10 protein-coding genes and 1 pseudogene are annotated in these 19,731 nt (G+C 54.2%); 6 read left to right on the top strand and 5 right to left on the bottom strand.

Features of this window, described 5'->3' with window-relative positions:
* Nucleotides 1–143: 143 nt before the first annotated feature.
* Nucleotides 144–833 (top strand): substrate-binding periplasmic protein, encoded by a 690-nt coding sequence (locus tag E2H98_RS18830; RefSeq protein ID WP_157591470.1) that lies wholly within the window; start codon nucleotides 144–146, stop codon nucleotides 831–833.
* 24 nt (nucleotides 834–857) lie between these two features.
* Here the strand turns inward: E2H98_RS18830 and E2H98_RS18825 are convergent, their stop codons facing one another.
* Entirely contained in the window at nucleotides 858–4,313 is a 3,456-nt protein-coding gene (locus E2H98_RS18825; protein WP_133592461.1) for a pyruvate carboxylase, read from the bottom strand.
* A 188-nt stretch (nucleotides 4,314–4,501) separates the two neighbouring features.
* Here E2H98_RS18825 and E2H98_RS18820 point away from each other — a divergent pair, with 188 nt between their 5' ends.
* Nucleotides 4,502–5,677 carry an E22 family MetX-like putative esterase gene (locus E2H98_RS18820; protein ID WP_198325182.1) on the top strand — a complete coding sequence of 392 codons (1,176 nt, stop codon included), beginning with the start codon at nucleotides 4,502–4,504 and terminating at the stop codon, nucleotides 5,675–5,677.
* Nucleotides 5,678–5,697: 20 nt separating this feature from the next.
* Here the strand turns inward: E2H98_RS18820 and E2H98_RS18815 are convergent, their stop codons facing one another.
* From E2H98_RS18815 to E2H98_RS18805, 3 genes are all read right to left on the bottom strand, one after another.
* On the bottom strand, nucleotides 5,698–6,633 hold the full coding sequence (locus E2H98_RS18815) for a M61 family metallopeptidase (protein WP_157591469.1): 936 nt from the start codon (nucleotides 6,631–6,633) through the stop codon (nucleotides 5,698–5,700).
* A 146-nt stretch (nucleotides 6,634–6,779) separates the two neighbouring features.
* Nucleotides 6,780–7,760, bottom strand: coding sequence for an extracellular catalytic domain type 2 short-chain-length polyhydroxyalkanoate depolymerase (locus E2H98_RS18810; protein WP_157591468.1), 981 nt, complete (start codon nucleotides 7,758–7,760; stop codon nucleotides 6,780–6,782).
* A gap of 363 nt (nucleotides 7,761–8,123) precedes the next feature.
* Nucleotides 8,124–10,361, bottom strand: coding sequence for a TonB-dependent receptor (locus E2H98_RS18805; RefSeq protein WP_133592455.1), 2,238 nt, complete (start codon nucleotides 10,359–10,361; stop codon nucleotides 8,124–8,126).
* A 152-nt stretch (nucleotides 10,362–10,513) separates the two neighbouring features.
* On the opposite strand from E2H98_RS18805, the gene E2H98_RS18800 reads away from it, so the two are divergent.
* From E2H98_RS18800 to E2H98_RS18790, 3 genes and pseudogenes are all read left to right on the top strand, one after another.
* The gene (locus E2H98_RS18800; protein ID WP_133592453.1) at nucleotides 10,514–11,824 is read left to right on the top strand and encodes a GntP family permease; all 1,311 of its coding nucleotides are present in this window, start codon (nucleotides 10,514–10,516) and stop codon (nucleotides 11,822–11,824) included.
* 35 nt (nucleotides 11,825–11,859) lie between these two features.
* Entirely contained in the window at nucleotides 11,860–15,297 is a 3,438-nt protein-coding gene (locus tag E2H98_RS18795; protein ID WP_162848203.1) for a hybrid sensor histidine kinase/response regulator, read from the top strand.
* 345 nt (nucleotides 15,298–15,642) lie between these two features.
* Nucleotides 15,643–16,862: pseudogene (locus E2H98_RS18790) on the top strand (IS256 family transposase).
* Nucleotides 16,863–18,161: 1,299 nt separating this feature from the next.
* Here the strand turns inward: E2H98_RS18790 and E2H98_RS18785 are convergent.
* Nucleotides 18,162–18,794 (bottom strand): response regulator transcription factor, encoded by a 633-nt coding sequence (locus tag E2H98_RS18785; protein ID WP_133587348.1) that lies wholly within the window; start codon nucleotides 18,792–18,794, stop codon nucleotides 18,162–18,164.
* 146 nt (nucleotides 18,795–18,940) lie between these two features.
* Between E2H98_RS18785 and E2H98_RS18780 the strand changes: the two genes are divergently transcribed.
* The gene (locus E2H98_RS18780) at nucleotides 18,941–19,693 is read left to right on the top strand and encodes a 3-hydroxybutyrate dehydrogenase (RefSeq protein WP_133587346.1); all 753 of its coding nucleotides are present in this window, start codon (nucleotides 18,941–18,943) and stop codon (nucleotides 19,691–19,693) included.
* Nucleotides 19,694–19,731: the final 38 nt, after the last annotated feature.

Below are 19,731 nucleotides of genomic sequence, written 5' to 3'. Positions count from 1 at the left end.
TCGTGATCACATTGTCTGCAAGGAAGAACAGCATGTCGCGGGGCTTGGCTTCGGCGCTTTGCTGCGGGTTGTTGCTCATGTTCAGCTCCGCTTCCCTGGCTGATGTCCACCCTCCTCGGAAGCTGCGTCATGCTGTTTTTCATATGCCGCCGTGGAGCATGCAGGAAAACCAACAGTTCATTGGTGCTCATATTGAAATCATCCGGGAACTGGCGTCGCGCTTGAGCACGGAACTGGAGTGGATCGATTGCCCGATTGATCGCTGTCAGGTGTTGCTGGAATCAGGCGAAGCCGACATTGTTATTGGCTTGCGCCCTACCAACATTCGTGAGCGTTACCTGCGCTACTTGAATCCGCCGTTTCTGCAGCGTGGTTATCCAAAGGTATTTTATCTTCGCCGCGAAGGTGAACAAGCGTTAAATCAGTACCAGGATCTGTATCGTTATCGTATTGGCGTCGTTCGCGGCAGCAAGCTGTTCGATCAGTTTGATCAAGACCGGAAGCTGCAGATCGATTACGCCGAAGATGTCGAGAGCAACTTCCGCAAACTGTTGCTGGGTCGCATCGATGTGGTTGCCGTACCGGAGGGCCGTGGCGAATATGCCTTGCGCTCACTGAATATTCGCGACCGGGTGCAGAAAGCTGGATTTCGCGTCAAGGATAACACGCCAAGACGAATCGCCATTTCGCAGCGTTCACCGTGGCATGAGCATCTTTCTTTACTGGAAAAAACGCTGGCTGAAATGGTTCGCGAAAAGCGTATCGAACGAATAATTGAACAGCACTATTTGCAGCCGTACGGCATTGCCCGAGACGCGATTTCTTTACGTTAGCAAAATCGCGTCTCGGACTCCGACTCATCGGTATTCGATCAACAGATCCCGTGACTCGATATCCTGGCCTACTTTGACGTGAATTTTACCGATGGTACCGTCAGCCTCCGCGCGCAACACCGTTTCCATTTTCATGGCTTCCAACGCCAACAAGGCGTCACCGCGCTTGACGTTTTGGCCTTCCTTGACTGACAGCAGCGCGATGCGGCCCGGCATTGGTGCGCCGACATGCTTGGCATTGCCCTCCTCGGCTTTTGGTCGCGCCTTCAGCGCTTGCGCTTCAGCGGCGATACGCACGGGCCTGCCTTGGCCATTCAGCTCGAAGAACAACTTGTAGTAACCGTCTTCACCCGGTTCGCTACGACCAAGCAAACGGATAATCAGTGATTTGCCGGGTTCAATATCCACCACCACTTCTTCGCCATCATTGAGGCCGTGGAAGAACGTTGGTGTGCTGAGCACCGATACTTCACCATACTCCAAACGGTGCTTGGCAAACTCGACAAACACTTTCGGGTACATCAAGTACGCAGCCAAGTCGGAATCACTGAGCGGTTGCTCGCATTCTTTCTCGGCTTGCTTGCGTATGGCATCCAGGTCGGCGTCGGCCATCAATGCGCCGGCACGACCGGTCAGAGGCTTTTCGCCACGCAATACTTTTTTCTGCAGTGCCTCAGGGAAACCATCCGGTGGAAAGCCAAGCTCGCCTTTCATCAATTGCACGACCGATTCCGGAAACGCAATGTCTTTGTCAGGATTGCGTACATCGTCGGCTGTCAATTCATTACTGACCATAAACAGCGCCATGTCACCAACCACTTTTGAGCTTGGTGTGACTTTGACGATGTCGCCGAACAATTGATTGACTTCAGCGTACATGCCGGCGACTTCCGCCCAGCGATGTTCGAGGCCAAGCGAACGCGCTTGCTCACGCAGATTGGTGTACTGGCCACCGGGCATTTCATGGCGATAAACATCGGCCGTGCCGGAGCGAATATCCGGCTCGAATGGTGCGTAGAGTTTGCGCACGCCTTCAAAATAGGTGGAAAGCTGGAACAGATTCTGCTGATTGAGTCCCGGATCCTTGTCGGTGTTTTCGAGTGCGGCGGCGACCGAACTCAGGTTCGCCTGTGAGGTCAAACCGCTCATGCTGTCAAGCGCGCCGTCGACGGCATCGCAACCGGATTCAATGGCAGCAAGAATACTGGCCGCAGCAATACCGCTGGTGTCATGGGTATGGAAATGAATCGGCAAGCCGACTTCCTGCTTCAGCACCCGCACCAACTCGCGCGCCGCACGTGGGCGGCAAACACCGGCCATGTCCTTGATGCCGAGCACATGGCAGCCGGCGGCTTCCAGTTCCTTGGCCAGTTTCACGTAGTACTGCAAATTATATTTCGGACGTTTGGCATCAAACAGATCGGCCGTGTAGCAAATCGCGCCTTCGGCCAAGGCGCCGGCTTCACGCACAGCATCGATCGACACGCGCATATTCTCGACCCAGTTCAGCGAATCGAAAATGCGGAACAAATCAATGCCATTTTGCGCCGCTTGTTGCACAAAATAGCGAACGACGTTGTCCGGGTAATTGGTGTAACCCACACCGTTCGAACCACGCAACAGCATTTGCAGCAGCAGGTTTGGAATCGCCGCACGTAGGTCGCGCAAACGCTGCCACGGGTCTTCTTTCAAGAAGCGCATCGCGACATCGAACGTCGCGCCGCCCCAGCACTCCAGCGATAACAGCTCGGGCGCCAAGCGCGCGTAATAGGGCGCAATACGCAGCATATCGTCGCTGCGCATACGGGTCGCAAACAAGGATTGATGGGCATCGCGCAGCGTTGTGTCGGTGATCAATACCTTTGGCGATTGACGCATCCACTCGGCGAACTTTTCTGGCCCGAGTTCCAGCAGACGATCGCGACTGCCTTTGGGCACCGGTTGCTGGAGGATGTCTTTGTTCGGCAACAACGGCTGTGCTGGTTTCTCAGCAACATGACGGCCTTTCATTTCCGGATGGCCGTGCACAACAACGCGGCCGATAAAGTTCAGCAATTTGGTGGCTCGATCTTTGCGCGGCTCAAACTGCAACAGCTCCGGATTGGTGTCGATAAAACGCGTCGTGCATTCGCCGCTCAGAAACTGTTGGTGATTGATGACGTTTTCCAGAAACATCAGATTGGTGGTAACACCGCGAATACGGAATTCGCGCAGCGCCCGATCCATCCGACGAATGGCTTCCATCCGAGTGCCGCCACGGGCGGTAACTTTGACCAGCAGCGAATCGTAATACGGCGTGATCACGGCACCGCCATAGGCACTGCCACCATCAAGGCGGATACCAAAACCGGCTGGCGAACGATACGCAGTAAGGCGGCCATAATCGGGACGAAAACCGTTCTCCGGATCCTCGGTGGTGATACGACATTGCAGCGCGTAACCGTTCAAACGGATTTGTTCCTGAGCCGGAACGCCGCTACCCTGCTCGCCTTCGATTTCTCCAATGCGGGCGCCTTCGGTAATGCGGATTTGCGCCTTGACCAAATCAATACCGGTTACTTCTTCGGTAACCGTGTGTTCCACCTGAATGCGCGGATTGACTTCAATGAAATAGAACGCCTTGGTGTCAGCGTCCATCAGAAATTCGACGGTGCCAGCATGGGTGTAACCGACTTCGCGGCCAATCGCCAGTGCATAACCGCAGAGTTCTGCGCGCTGCTCGGCGCTCAAATACGGTGCTGGCGCCTGTTCGACCACTTTCTGATGCCGGCGTTGCACCGAGCAATCGCGCTCGCCAAGATGCACCAAGGTGCCGTGTAAATCACCTAGAATCTGCACTTCAACATGGTGGGCTCGGCGCACCAGCTTTTCCAAATACACTTCGTCATTGCCGAACGCCGCGCCGGCTTCGCGACGCGCCGTTTCAATCAGCGACAGCAATTCCTGTTCGTTTTCGATAGCGCGCATGCCGCGGCCGCCGCCGCCCCAACTGGCTTTCACCATCAGTGGGTAACCGACACCCGCGGCCAGTTTCTTCACTTCATTGTCGTCGCGCGGTAATGGTCCGGTTGCCGGCACCACCGGCACTTTGGCACGCTGCGCCAATTCACGAGCGGAAACCTTATTGCCAAGGCCGCGCATCACTTCCGGTTTCGGACCGATAAAGGCAATGCCGGCTTTGGCGCAAGCCTCAGCGAAATCCGGATTCTCAGAGAGAAAACCATAACCAGGATGAATGGCGTCAACACCGGCATCGCGGGCAATGCGCAGAATATCCGGCACATCGAGATAGGCTTCGACCGGTTTCTTGCCCTCACCAACCCGATAGCTTTCGTCAGCCTTGAATCGATGCAGTGAGAACCGATCTTCACCGGCGTAAATGGCAACCGTGCTGATGCCGAGCTCGTTGGCAGCGCGCATCACGCGAATAGCGATTTCACTGCGGTTGGCGACCAGAATCTTCCCGATTTTCTTGCTCATGGCGTTTTCTTCTCGTTGATGCACAACAACAAAACTAGCTAGGTTGTTGAATTTGCAGGAATTGATGGAATAAATCCAGCGTCCGTTCATCATATTATAAGCACCGCTATCCGACCTTCGCCGGATACGCCTTATCGCGCTGAACTGCCTACACTGGCAAGCGAAATGCCGCTGGAGAGCTTATGCCCATGGGTTTTATCAAACTGAAGCAATGGATGTGTCGATCGCTACTGCTGGCATTGTCGCTCACTGGGAGCGTCAGTGCTGAAACGTTGCTGGTGCAGAAGCAAACGCTGGAAATTGCCCCATTCACTACCTTCAACGGCGAGACAATAGCGCAAGTCCGTGTTGGTTACGAAACCTATGGCAACCTCAATGCCGACAAATCCAATGCAATTCTGATTACCCATTATTTTTCCGGCAGTTCGCATGCCGCCGGCAAATACCGTGCAGACGATGCCCAAGCCGGTTATTGGGATGCGATCATAGGCCCTGGCAAAGCCATTGATACCAACCGATTTTTTGTCGTTTCCGTCGATACGCTGGTCAACCTTGCGGTGCATGACCCGAATGTGATCACCACCGGCCCGGCCAGCATTGATCCGAAAACCAACAAACCCTATGGCATGACCTTTCCGGTGATCAGCGTAGGCGATTTTGTCCAGACCCAGAAAGCATTACTCGATAGATTCGGCATCAACAAGCTGCACGCGGTTGTTGGTGCCTCAGGCGGCGCGATTCAGGCGCTGCAATGGGCGGCGACGCATCCGGGATTTGCCGAACGAACCGTCGCGGTAATCGGCCCCGGCTTCAAACTCGATGCCCATTCGATCGCTGAGCTCGATACCTGGCTGCAACCGATTGTGCTTGATCCAAACTGGCGCCAGGGTGATTACTACGCCCACTCGCTGCCGAACTTCGGTCTTGCCCATGCATTGCGCAATGTCACCATTGCCGCGCTCAGTAGCGATTGGCTGGATAAACAATACGGCCGTCAATGGCATGATCCACATCAATCACCGGCGCAGGCTTTTCAGCATGCGTTCAAGATCAGCAGCGAATTGCTGAAGCGAGGATTCGATCGCGCAGCGGTGGTCGATGCCAATCACTTTCTGTACACGGCGCGTGCCTATCAGCTGTTTGATGTCAGCGATCGGGTGCCAGCGATGAAAGGACGGTTCCTGTTTATCCCGGCGAAAACCGATAGGATTTTTCCGCCGGCCATGTCACATCAGGCAGCAGAAATCTTACGCAAAAACGGCGTGCAAGCGGAAGTAGTCGAGATTGATGGCGGCATGGGCCATCTCGATGGCGTATTCCGGATTCAACTGGCCGGCCAAGCTATCAAGGATTTTCTGCAATAAGAGTTTCTTGCGAGAAAGGATTAGCGCGGCGATTGCAGCAAGGACTTTCTGATTGCCGCCTGTTGTGCCTGGTTATTGAAGGTCAGATTTTCTTCTACGCCAAGCGCGCTCAACACGTGGCGATAATCCGGCAACGTGTAACTGTTACGGAACAATTCGAACTGCGTAGAGAACATCGTCGTTTCGTACATCCGATCGAGCTTGCGAACAATCTGCCAAGCGGAGAGCTGCTGACCCTGGCAACAGTCTTTCAAATGCTTCAGCGCCAAATCCAGTGAATGGTCCTGCTCTCGAAGCGCGACATCGATTTGCAGCCAGTACAACACACCGCTCCAGTGCACGCGCATGTGCTGACGAGTTTCACGCAGATTGTCACTGACCTGCTCGAGCTTTGCATGCGCCCAGCGCTGATCATTTTCCCCGCGCCGGAAACCCGCTTGCAAGCGCTGCCACATGGTTTGTTCATCAAACAAACCCGCACGCGCCTGCACAATATTCTGGTAGTACGTTGCCAAACCTTCGGACAGCCAAATATCGCCATAACCGCGATACGGTAACATCAAATGACTGAACTCATGAAACGCGGTCCAATCGGCAAGCAGGCCCTGTAATCCTGCTGAGGGATTGATCACCAGCAATACGGTGTCGGGTTCACCACGTTTAACCTGGCCCCATGGCACGGTACTGCCGTGGCGCGTACTTTCACGAAGCGTTACCTGAAACTGATCCTGCGGGAATTCACCATGCACCGTTTGCAGCGCTGCGCTGATTTGCTGCAGCCATTGGTACGCCAGTTGCCGCTCATTGGCATCGAACGAGGCGGGATAATCAATGGTGATCGTTTGCTGCTGATGGTGAATGGTGGTTTCGGCAAACGCCGACGGAACGGCAACGGTCGCGGAAGCCATCGCTACCGCGACAAACGATCGTTTCAGATAAGAGGCAACATTGGACATGGGCATCGATAATCAAACGCCAGGACAGATTCTGACTCGCCGAACACGGCTTGGTTCGGCGAGTCAGGCGCTGTATTGGCCGATTCCTTCCCTGCTGATACGACAGTCATCAACAGAATAGATTATCAATGCCGCTATGCGAACACTCAGAGCTTGATGCCGAGTGCACGTACCATGTTGGCAATCTGTTTGACTTGCTCACCCTGCTTGGTCGCGTAGTGCTCACCGGTGTAGCCCCACCAGTCCCAACAGGCGGCCGGATTCAGCGGCATCATGCTTGAGGTGGTTTGCGGATACAGCACAACAATATTGTTGCTCTCTGCCCAGCGGTTGAAACCGGTTTGCTGAATAAATTGATCAGCGATCATTTCGGCATTCTGTTTGCAACCGTGGAACGCAATATGCAAGCGGCAGCTTTCACCGTCGCGACAGCTCTGCGGAATATACACATAGCCTTTTTCGGCCAGCGTATGTTTGCCGTCTTTGGCGTAAAGCGCCTGATCGAAAGCTTGTGGCGCAAGCGCTGTCGCAGGTGCTTTCAACTCGCCGTAAGCATGAGTCAGGATTTGTTTGGCAGCATCCCACTGGCAGGCATTGATGAACGGCGAATCGGTAGTGCCACAGGCAACACCATTTGCTTCTGTCGGGAAACCATGACCGGCCGCGACATCGGTAACGTACTGCACCTGCTTCTCCGGCATCAAAGCCTGGTAAAACGCGACACTGGCATCGGTAATGTCTTTCAGCACCCGATGGTCTTCTGTGCCATGAAACACCCAGACCTGATCCGCTTGTAAAGCAGACAGTGGATCGATATTGCCGCCAGCAGCGCGCTTGCGCGCCGTATCAAGCAAATCCGAAAGCGGAATGCCCTGCCCTTTCTTGTCGACGCAGCGGGCCAGCGCTGTCGTCAAGTCGCCCTGTGCGCAATCGTATGGGCCACCAGCGAGTAATGCGGCATGAGTAACATAAACGTTATGAGCAAAATGAAACTGAGTCGCCATGTAAGCACCGGAAGAAAGCCCGGACACGGTGACTTCCGGATTCAATTTCAGCGATGGCAACGGCTCGGCATCGGCACAGGCAGACAACACAGAAGCGATGACACCGGCAATAAGAAAGCGCATAGGCAATTCCTGTTCGTGGTCCTGAAGCGAAAAAAGCCGCCAGACATGCGAATGCTGGCGGCTGAAAGATAGGGCCTGTTTATCTTTGCCACACCACAGCGTTGCCGCCCAGAAAAGCGCCAGGCAAGGCGCGAGGAGAGAGGTTTGGTCACTCCAAATAAACGACGAGCAACGCGGCATGGCGCTTTTCTGGGCGCAACCCGGAGGGACGGGCCGCCCGTAGCGCATTGCGGCGTCATTCGTCGCTCATGTACGTCAAGTACATCGCGCTCCTCATTCCTTGCACTGCGCAACGGGCAGCTCCGTCGCAGCGGCGTGGCAAAGATAAACAGGCCCTTAACAACAACACGGAGATAAAAAGCGTTAGAACGAGTACATCGCTGACAAACTCCAATTCATCGGATCACCGTAGTAGCCGGTCAGCAAGCGGTCCGCGACGGCAGTGGTCGAAAAATCGTATGCAGCGGTGCGGTACTCCTCGTCTGCCAGGTTGCGACCGTGCAAGGCAAAGCGCCAGCCACTGTCATCGAGATAGTAGACGACCGAAGCATTCCAAACACCGTAAGCCTCCTGATCAGTCAACGGCGACACGTCATAGATAAACAGGTCATCGCGCCAGGCGTAATCGGTCGACATCAGCAAGCGGCCTGGACCGGCTTCGAGCTCGTAACTCAAACCAATCGTGTACTGATTTTCCGGCGCGTTGATGACGCGCGCAACGTCAGACAGATCGGAGGTAACCGAACCGTCCACACCAAGGCTGCCGACAAACTCGTTGTACTCGGCGTCAAGATACCCGTACATCAGGAACAGCGAGAAGTCGTCGGTGATGCGTGCGTTCAGTTCCAGCTCGAGGCCGTTCAAATCGGCGTCGGCTGCGTTCAACACTCGCGAAACAAATCCACCACCGGGCAATACCACCGATACCGGCACCTGCTTGTCTTCATACTTCTGGGTAAACAACGCGACATAGGTTTGCACGCGGTTGTCGAGGAATGAACCTTTGAAACCCAGCTCAAGCGAATCGGCGGTTTCTGGTTGGAATGCCTGATTGGCAGCCGGGTCCAACGCCGGATTGGCGCGCATGTTGAAACCGCCGCTCTTGAAACCGTGGCTGTAGGAGAAATACCACATGGTGTTTTCCGAAGCGCGATACTCCACACCTACACGCGGCGAGAAATCATCAAAGGTTTCGTTTTCGGTGAACTCACCACCAGGCAGCGGCAGAATGACCGTTCCCGGTAAGCCGAGAAATCGATTGACACCAACGGTCGCTTCTTTCTCGTCTTCATCGTAACGGGCGCCGAGCGTCATCGACCAGGCATCGTCAAAACGATAGCTCGCTTGTGCGTATAGCGATTTGCTGACGGTGTTGACGCAACCGTACGTGGTTTGCACCAGTGGCACCAGGCCGAACACCACATCGAAGTTACCGCAGGCATCGCCATCGAGGTAATACACGCCGGAGACGAAGTCGAGGCGCTCGCCGGTATAAGTCAGCTGGAATTCCTGGGTGAATTGCTCGTCTTCATAAATCGCCGGTACGTCAAATGAATTGATTTGTGTGGCATCGAAATCGATATCCGACAGCGTATCACCTTCACGTTGTGCCGTGACGGATTTGAATTCCCAATCATCACTCATTGCCCAGGAAATCGTTAACGCCTGACCACTTGACGTCACTTCCTGACGCTTGGGATCCATGTTCTGACGAGTATCAAACACATCCTCAAGCGGCGCATCACCGGTCGTCGGGCTGGTATCAAGACGATGACCGCCGCGCACATTGGAATCATCCTGAGTGTCATCGGCAACAAACTTGACGGTAACGGTGTCGCTTGGCTTCCAGGTGACGTTGACACGCGCAGCGGTAATGTCTTTATCGGAAACATCGGTACCGGCAAACGGCGACGGGCCAACCACTTCACCAAAACCATCACGAGTCAGATTGGCGGCGGAAATACCGATCAGCAATTTATCGGTAATCGGTGTCGAGAAACCGGCTTTCACATCGCGCTGATTGTAGGAACCAATGACGCCTTCGACATAACCGCGGGTGTAATCCGGCAGATCACGGGTGACGTACTTGATTGCCCCCCCCATCGTGTTCTTGCCATAGAGCGTGCCCTGCGGACCGCGCAGAATTTCCACGCGTTGAATGTCAAGCAGATCCAGCACGCCGCCCTGCGGACGCGCGACATAGACATCATCGATATACAAACCGACGCCCGGCTCAAATCCCCAGAGCGGGTCGTTCTGGCCAACACCGCGGATATACGCCGTCAGTGTTGTGCTGGTGGCGCGGGAAGCATTGACCGTCAAATTGGGTACAAAACGTTCAATATCGATCAGCGTTTGCGTGCCTTTGTCCATCAGTTTCTGTTCGGACAACGCGGTGACGGCAACCGGCACGTCTTTGATGCTTTCTTTGTACCGACGGGCCGTGACTTCAATGACCTCTGCACCGCTTTTTTGTTGTTCCTCGGTGGCGGCATTTTCAGCATCCGGCGCGTCTTCGGCGTATACCGGAGCACCGCTCAATACACCCAGGACAGCACTGACCAACAGCGTTTTACGGTAAGGGAAACGAGTCGTGCGCATTTATGTTCTCCGTTTTTCTCTTTCTGCCCGATGCGGCATGGCGACCAACACTACACCACGAAATTCCGATTGCCATCAGTACGATAGTAGGATGGCCCGATCCCGGCAGGCATTCAATACTGGCGTCACGACGAAAAAACGAGAACTTCTCCTTGCTCAGTTTAACTGCCTTGATGATTGGCCTTGTGCTGCTGATTGTATTGGCCCTGCGCAACTGGAATCTGTTGCTGGCAGCGCCACTATGTGCACTGATCGTTGCCGTCGGCAGCGATATCACGTTATTTCCGCAATGGGCCGATGATGGCGCCGCCAATTGGCTCGGCACTTACATGCAAGGTTTCAGCGGCTTCGTCACCAATTGGTTTTTCATGTTCTTGCTTGGCGCGCTGTTCGGCAAAATCATGGAAGACAGTGGCGCCGCCGACAGCGTTGCGCTGTGGCTGGTCAATCACTGCGGCATGAAACACGCGGCGCTTGCCGTCGTCATTGCGTGTGCGGTGTTGACCTATGGCGGTGTCAGTCTGTTTGTCGTCGCGTTCTCGGTGTATCCGATGGCGCTCAGCTTGTTCAAGCAAGGCAATCTGCCACGCCGATTCATTCCGGCAACGATGGCCTTTGGTTCAGTCACGTTCACAATGACCTCAGCCGGTTCACCGGAAATTCAAAACTGGATTCCGATTGCTTACCTGAATACCACGCCCTATGCCGGTTGGCAGGTCAGTTTGGTCGTTGCCGTGTTGATGGCGAGCTTCGGTTATTTTTGGCTCAGCTGGATGATCAGGCGTGACCTGGCTGCTGGTCATGGGTTCGAAGAAATGGCCAGCGACCCGGTGCCCCCCGATGCGCTGCACTTGCCGAAATTCTGGCGTGGACTGGCGCCACTGATCGTCGTGCTGGTGCTGTCATTCTGGTTGCATGACACACTGAAACAATCCGCGCTGGTCGTGGCGTTATCAGGCGGTTTAGCTGCCGCGTACTTGTTGAACCTGAAAACCCTGCGCCAACCCGGCAAGGCCCTGTCTGACGGCGCCATTGGCGCGCTGCTGGCCATTGCCAATACCTCTGCAGTCGTTGGCTTCGGCGCCGTTGCGCGTGCGTCTGAGGGCTTTCAGATTGCCGTCGACGCCATCACCCACCTGCCTGGCTCACCGCTGATTGGCGCCGCAATTGCCGTAACGCTGATTGCCGGCCTGACTGGTTCGGCCTCGGGTGGTCAAGCAATCGCGTTACCACTACTGGCACCGCAGTATCTGGCGCAAGGCGTCGATCCTTCAGCCTTGCATCGCGTTATCGCGCTGTCATCAGGTGCGCTCGATTCGCTGCCACACAATGGTTATGTCGTCACGACGTTGCGCGCCATCTGCAATGAAAGTTATTCGCGTGCCTACCCGGCCATGGCGGCAATGACCGTCGTGGTACCACTGCTCGGTACAGCGCTGGCAATTGCCCTGTTTCTGATTTAACTTGTCCGGCCCGATTTCGCGAATTTATGCCGGGCATGCTTGATAAGTCGCTGCTGGCGTTGCTGGCTGCTTTCTGGTTGCTGTCACTGTTCTTCGTTGCCAGGCTTGGAGAACGTTGGGCGACGCACGCCAGTTGGCAGCGCTGGCACCCATGGTTGTACACGCTCGGGCTTGGCGTGTATTGCACGACCTGGACCTTTTTCGGCTCGGTTGGGCAAATGGCCAGCACAGGCTGGTGGTTTCCGCCCACCTATCTCGGCGCGATTTTGTTATTCGTTTTTGGCTGGCGTCTGATCGATAAAGTTATTCGGGTCAGCAAAGCGGAAAATATTTCCTCACTGGCCGATTTACTGGCGGCGCGTTACGGCCATTCGCACGCCGTTGCCGTGTTGACCACCAGCATCGCCTTTCTCGGTGTTATTCCCTACATTGCGCTGCAATTGAAAGGCATCGCCAACAGTGTTGATACACTCAGTTATCAACCAGGCATCATCACCGCCTGGTGGCAGGACAGTTCGCTATTGGTGACGCTGGCGATGTCGGCCTTTCTGCTGTTGTTTGGCTTGAAGCATTTCGCCGCCAGCGATCAGCAACCGGGTATGCTGGTCGCTGTGGCGTTTGAATCACTACTGAAACTGTTTGCGCTGGCAGCCGTTGTGATCATGGTGCTGCAAATCGATTTGGATCTGACCGTCACACCGCTGCCTATCCACGACACGCCGGAAAACTCCAGTGCCGCCTATCTTTCGCAGGCGATACTCGGTGCGATGGCCATGCTCTGCTTGCCGCGCCAGTTTCATATCACCGTTGTCGAGCATCAAAGCAATAACGATTTGCCACACGCCCGAGTCTATTACACGATCTATTTGCTGCTACTTGGGCTAGTTTTGCTGCCACTTTCCTACTATGGCCAGCACCTGCTCAGTGGCCAAATGCGTCCCGACGACTACGTGCTCGGTCTGCCGCTTTCGCAAGGCAACTCCTGGATTGCCGCGATCGTATTTATCGGTAGCCTCGCGGCCGGAACCAGCATGCTGATTGTCGCCGTTATCGCGCTGATGACGATGGTTTCGCACACCTTCCTGATTCCGTTAACACTGCGATTACGCCAACCGGCCAAAGGCAGCGACTTCATTGTGTCAATGCGCTGGCTACGCCGCATTCTGATGTGCGCAATCATTCTGATGGCGTTCCTCTACTACCGCTGGGTCGCGGAAAAAGAAGCACTGGCGCAAATCGGTTTGATCTCTTTCACTGCCGTGGCCCAATTTTTTCCGCCGCTGCTGGGAGGTCTGTATTGGAAAAGCGGTAATCGTCATGGCGCTATCGCCGGCTTATCGCTCGGCGGATTAACCTGGTGTTGGACGCTGGTTTATCCGGCAATGAGCGCAGGCCAATTATTGTCATCCGAAGCATTGTTGCATGGCCCTTTCGCGATCGAGTGGTTGAAACCCACAGCGATGTTCGGCTTGAGCGGTTTCGATACCATCACCCACGGCGCGCTGACTAGCTTGAGCATCAATACACTCGCCTACATTCTGGTTTCGCTGGCCACTCAACAAAGCGTGCACGAACGCTTGCAAGCCTTGCGTTTCGTGCAGTTCGGTACCTGGAGCGAATCACCACAGCAGCGTACCTGGCGACAGGATTTAAGCTTTCGCGATATTGAAAACGTGCTGGCTCGTTTTCTCGGCACCGAGGCCGCGCGACAACGCATTGAAGAAGAAGCCAGCCGGCGCAATTACCTCGACACGCCGAACTATATCGATCAGGAATGGCTGCAATTTTTACAGCGTGAGTTGACCGGGCTGATTGGTTCGGCTTCCGCGCAAGTGGTTATCGACGCCCACTTCTACGCACCGCTGCAACCGGCCAACGAAATGCTGCAACTGGTTGATGCCGCCACCGCCGTCATGCAGTTCAACCAGCAATTGCTATCGGCGACCCTGAACACCCTCAATCAAGGCGTTGTCGTCGTCGATAAAGATCAGCGCGTCGTTGCCTGGAACCCACGCTACGTCGAGATGTTTGCCCTACCGAAAAACTTCCTTTCGGTCGGCAGGCCGATCGCTGATGTGCTGGCGCTGAACGCCGAACGCTTTCTCGATGTTGGCAACGTCGAGGACTTTATCAACAAACGCCTGCATTACCTGCGTCTTGGCCAAATCCATCACGCCGAACGTTCACTGAATAACGGCTGCGTACTGGAAATTCACGGCAGCCCGATGCCTGGTGGCGGTTACGTGACCAGCTATTCCGATATCACTGAACACAAAAAACTGGCTGATGCGCTGGAAAAGCGCGTCACCGAACGCACCGCCGAGCTCGCCGCCGCAAAGAGCGAAGCCGAAACCGCTAAACAACGTGCGGAAGAAGCCAATGCCAGCAAAACCCGCTTTCTTGCCGCCGCCAGTCACGATTTGGTGCAGCCACTGAACGCGGCGCAGTTATTTGCCAGTGCGTTGTCCGAACACATCCGTGATGAGCACGCCGAAAAGCTGCTGCAACAACTCGGTCAATCCTTACAAAACAGCGAAGACCTGCTGCGCACCCTACTCGACATCTCCAAATTCGACGCCGGCGTCATCACACCAAAACCGGAAGCCTTCAACGTCCGGCAACTGCTGCTAACCCTGCAAAACGAATTCAGCGCGCAAGCCGAAAAGAAAAAACTGCAACTTCGGGTACATTGCAACGAGTACTGGGTCCATGCCGACCCGAACCTGACAAGGCGACTGCTGCAAAACCTGCTGAGCAACGCGCTGCGCTACTGCGAACATGGCGGTGTGCTGTTGGCGGCGCGCAAACGCGGAGACCATATTCGATTTGAAGTGTGGGATACCGGCTTCGGCATTGAACCGAAAGCGCAGCAAGAGATTTTTGAGGAATTCAAACGCCACCTACGCACAGATAAAACCATTGCCGCCGGCTATGGCCTTGGCCTCGCCATCGTCAAACGCCTGAGCAAAGCGATGAACGCACCCATTGAGCTACGTTCAGAAGTCGATCGAGGCAGCGTCTTTGCGTTTTCGTTATCGGCAATCCAACCCGAACAGCTGCAACAAGAAACTATCGAGCCAGCCATACCAATGTATCCACTGGCCGGTTTAAGCGTGCTCTGCCTGGACAACGACCCGGATATCCTGAACGCGATGGTCGCCCTGCTCTCCGGCTGGGGCTGCGAAGTGTTCGCCGCCCGTGACCGGCAAACTGCGCAACAACTGATGCATGAGGAAATCGAGGTTATCGTTGCTGACTATCAGCTTGATCAGGGCGATACCGGTATCGATGTCTGGCTCAGTTTGGCGGAGCCACGGCCGCCGCTGGTTGTGATCAGTGCGATGCGCGATCCGGCGTTGAAGGTTCGGTGTCAGGAATATCAGGTGGTGTTGTTACATAAGCCGATTAAGCCGTTGGCGTTGAGGGGGGTGTTGCAGGATATTTGTGCGAAGAATGAGATTTTGGCTTTGTAATGCACTAAAGTAGTGCCCCCTACCCAACTAAAAAACATCACTAATGAATTACGTTGATGGACAATCCGTGCAGCTCGGAGATGAGGTCCTGATTGATGGACGATCCAAAGGAACTATCGTTGCTTGCATTGACCAAGGCATTTATAGCAACAAATATCCCGAGAGCGATTGGGCTTACCTTAAGGAAGGAGTTCTGATTGACACTGATTTCGGTGGTCTTGTGCACTACAGGAACCTAATTGAAGAAAACATTGAGCTGGTTAAACGTAGCTTTAGCTCATAGTCAGCGGGACCGTTTTGATTTTTGTGTAACTGGCTTCATCATATCCTCAATAGGAGAGCATTATGAAGCCAGAAAAACCTGTCAGCACCCATACCACACTTGATGAATTATTAGACCGTTGCAAATCAACCGAAGACTTCCAGGCACTAACCAAAGTGTTGTTCAAGCAGGTCGCGGAGCGGGCGCTGAAGGCCGAAATGGAACAGCATCTGGGTTATGACAAACACGCCGTCAAAGGTCGCAACTCCGGTAATTCACGTAACGGCCGATCGACCAAGCAAGTGCAAACCGAGCATGGCCCACTGGATATCGAAGTCCCACGTGACCGGAATGCCGAGTTTGAACCTCGGTTTATCGGCAAGCATCAACGACGCGTTGGCAGCATAACGGACGCCATCGTGCGACTCTACTCTTACGGCATGAGTCAGCGTGACATTCACGACTACCTGCAAGAAACCTACGGCAACGCGGTGTCACCGGCGCTGATAAGCCAGGTGACCGAACAGGTTATGGATGAAGTACAACAATGGCAGAAGCGACCACTCGATTCGACTTATGCGATTGTCTATCTCGATGCCTTGGTGACGAAGTCGCGGCAGGATGGCATGGTCGGCAATCGCTCCGTGTATGTAGCGCTGGGCATCAACATGCGCGGTGAGAAAGAGATTTTAGGGTTATGGTTGGCCAGCAGTGAAGGCGCCAAGTTCTGGTTAAGCGTTATCAATGAACTGAAAAATCGCGGCGTCAATGACGTATTGATTGCTGTGTCGATGGCCTTAAAGGCTTCTCGGAAGCGATTAATGCGGTCTACCCGCAGACCCATGTGCAGCAATGCATCGTCCATCAAGTGCGTCACTCGCTGCACTTCGTCCCTTGGAAAGAGCGTAAGGCCGTGGCGGCCGATTTACGGTTGATTTATCGAGCGGCAACGGAAAGCGAAGCACAGCGGGCGCTGGCTGAATTTGAACAGAACTGGGGCGGGAAGTATCCGCATATTGGGCCGAGCTGGCGTAACAACTGGACACGGTTGACGGTGTTCTTTGATTATCCGCCGGAGATACGGAAAATCATCTACACGACCAACGCGATTGAATCACTCAACGCCAGCTTGCAGAAAGTGTTGAAGCCCAAGAAAGCCTTCCCGAATGACGAGGCAATCTTGAAGGTGTTGTACTTAACCTTGCATCGGATCGCGGAAAAGTGGACGATGCCGGTACACGATTGGAAAGCCGCACTGAATCAGTTGTTGATCGTGTTCGGCGAAGACCGCGTGAAGGTGTAAATCCGCCAGTTACACAAAATTCTGGACAGTCTCTAGTCAGCCGCATTTACTGCCCCTTGGATCTGTCACCTATGAATCCATACAGAACACCAGAAACTTTCGCTCCTAAGCAGTCTCTCGATCACGGATTTATGATTCAGGTTCTTACGTATTGGGAGAGAAAGCGATTTTAATTTAACCTGATTCTACTCCTAACAGGAACTATTTCAATTTTCACCATTCCCGGCTCAGAAAACTTGAATCCAATTGTTGTGACCGTACAGGCGATAGTCTACGGCGTATTCGCAAACGTATTTTATACGTTGGGACCATACTTAAATATTGCATTGCCACTTCAGTTCGAATTTTTAAAAGTAATTTGGTCTCCATTGTTCTATATCGGCACAGCATTCTCGATGCTACTCACCATTTTTCTTGCATCTCTTAGCATGAGAGTCGCCGCCGGATTTTAATGCCCATTTATTTGCTTGCGACAATCCATATGCTGCTAAGCCTCCTGGGCCGCTGCCCGTTCTCGCACGGGCGGGCGAGTACTTATCTTTGTTTGTGCAAAGAAAAGATACCAAAAGACAAATTTGTCAGGAACAAATTTGGACGCCGGAGGCGCCCGAATGGTGAGCGCCGGGAATGGCGCGAATCAAAGCACACCCATGCTACGCCGGTGAGTTAGGCAAGATTTTCCGGGCAGTTCCTGCGTTGCTCGGTCTCGGTTGGCGGGTACGCAATGGGGCCCGTTTACAACTTTCGATATTGGTTTGATTTACCTTTCAAATCGCATGGCTTGCGGTCTTGACCTTCTCCCTTTTCAAAAGGGAGAAGATGTCGCGTAGCGACAGATGAGGGATGGGTTTTAAAGCTTATTCGAATCTCATCGGTAAAACCCTCACTCTAGCCCTCTCCCTGAAATTTCAGGGAGAGGGAACGTAAGTTTGTTTTTCGAAGTTGAAAGCATCGAAAAGAAAAAACGGGGTCCCCGTCTGCGCCAGCCGGCAACGGCATGATGTAAGCCGGGTACAACCGCAGGGACAGCGGTTGTAGCGCTGTTGAGGCATGGATGCCGAGTCAACGCGGCCCGAGCTGGAATCATGTCGTTGACGGAACTGCCTTGTCGAAGCTGCAAAATTCTTCTGGCGCAGTTGGGGCCCGTTTCTCTTTGGTTACTTTCTCTTGCGCGAACAAGAGTAAAGTAACCCGGCCGCCGGTCCGGGAACCGGCAAAGGCGGTAATCAGAAGACATTTTCGCTTGGAAATAACTTGCGAGGAAAACTGGATTCCCGCCTGCGCGGGAATGACAAAAAATCAAGGCTGCTGCAACGATCGCAACAACACCCCCGCCTGCGTCCGATTAATCAACCCCAACTTCCGCAGCACCGCCGACACATGCTGCTTGATCGTACTCTCTTGAATATTCAGCTCCGCCGCGATCTGCTTATTCAATTTGCCATCGGCGACCATACAAAGCACCCGATACTGCTGCGGCGAAAGCGACGCCACACGCTGTGCTAGTTGTTCTTTTTCCGCTTCATTGCTTTCATGATGAGCCATCGCCGGTAACCATGTCTGGCCATTCAACGTGGCGGTAACTGCAGCGACCAATTCATTCACGGGTGAGGATTTTGGAATATAAGCAATGGCACCGAGCGCAATCGCCTGCCGCATCAATGACGGATCTTCCTGACCGGAAACGACGGCAACGCCTACGGTCGGATAACGGTGACGAAGATTCAACAAGCCCTGAAATCCTTCGCTGTCCGGCAGGCCCAGATCGAGCAACACCAAATCCATTTCGACTTCACTATCCAGACATTGAATCGCCGCGTTCAAGGAATCGGCCTCATGCACTTGCGCATCGGGGCTGACCAGCGTCAGTGCTTGCCGCAGCGCTGTGCGAAACAGCGGGTGATCGTCAGCGATAAGAAAACGGTAAGCCATGGCGCCTGCACTCTGTACAACAACGGCAAAACTCTAACACAGCGGCCCTGTTGCACCGCAAGGCTGCTTATCCCACTTTAGTTGTACTGACAGCGTTGCTTGTGCTCGTTAGCCTGCAGTCTTTGATGCATTGCAGGAAACCATGCATGTCCAAACGTATTCTGATTACTGGTGCCGGCAGTGGCATTGGCGAAGGGGTGGCGAAATTATTGGCGGCCGCCGGCCATCAGGTAATTGCCACTGATGTCCGCATTGAACCGGTGCAAAACTGGCTGCAGGAAAGTGGCGCCGCCAATATTACCGCCGCATCGATGGATGTCACCAATGAGGCAGCCGTACTGGATGTGGTGAAAAACTTCGGCCCGATTGATGTGCTGATCAACAACGCCGGTATTCAGCATGTCGCGCCGCTGGAAGAGTTTCCGCAGGAACGCTGGTCATTGCTGGTCGATATCATGCTGAACGGTGTGGCCCGCACGACGCGCGCCGTATTGCCTGGCATGCGCGAGCGCGGCTTTGGCCGCATCGTCAATATCGGCTCGATTCATTCGCTGGTCGCCTCGCCGTTCAAGTCGGCTTATGTCGCCGCCAAACATGGTCTGGTCGGCTTTTCCAAGGTGGTGGCGCTGGAAACGGCTGATACCGATATCACCATCAACACGGTCTGCCCAACCTATGTGCAAACGCCGTTGGTGCAAAACCAGATCGCCGCCACCGCCAAGCAGTATCAAATGAGTGAGGCCGATGTCGTCAGCGAGATAATGCTGAAGCCAATGCCGAAGGGTGTGTTCATCAGCCTTGAGGAATTGGCCGGCATTGCCCAATTTTTAATCAGCGATATCGCTCGTAATATCACTGGTCAAACCATCGTCGTCGATGGCGGCTGGACCGCCCGCTAAGTTCTGCCGATAGCGAATGCAACAAAATATTTCAGAGC

This window comes from Permianibacter aggregans, assembly GCF_009756665.1.
Lineage (GTDB): Bacteria > Pseudomonadota > Gammaproteobacteria > Enterobacterales > Permianibacteraceae > Permianibacter > Permianibacter aggregans.
Note: the sequence above shows the minus strand (reverse complement) of the source record. Positions and strands in the feature narration are given on the sequence as shown.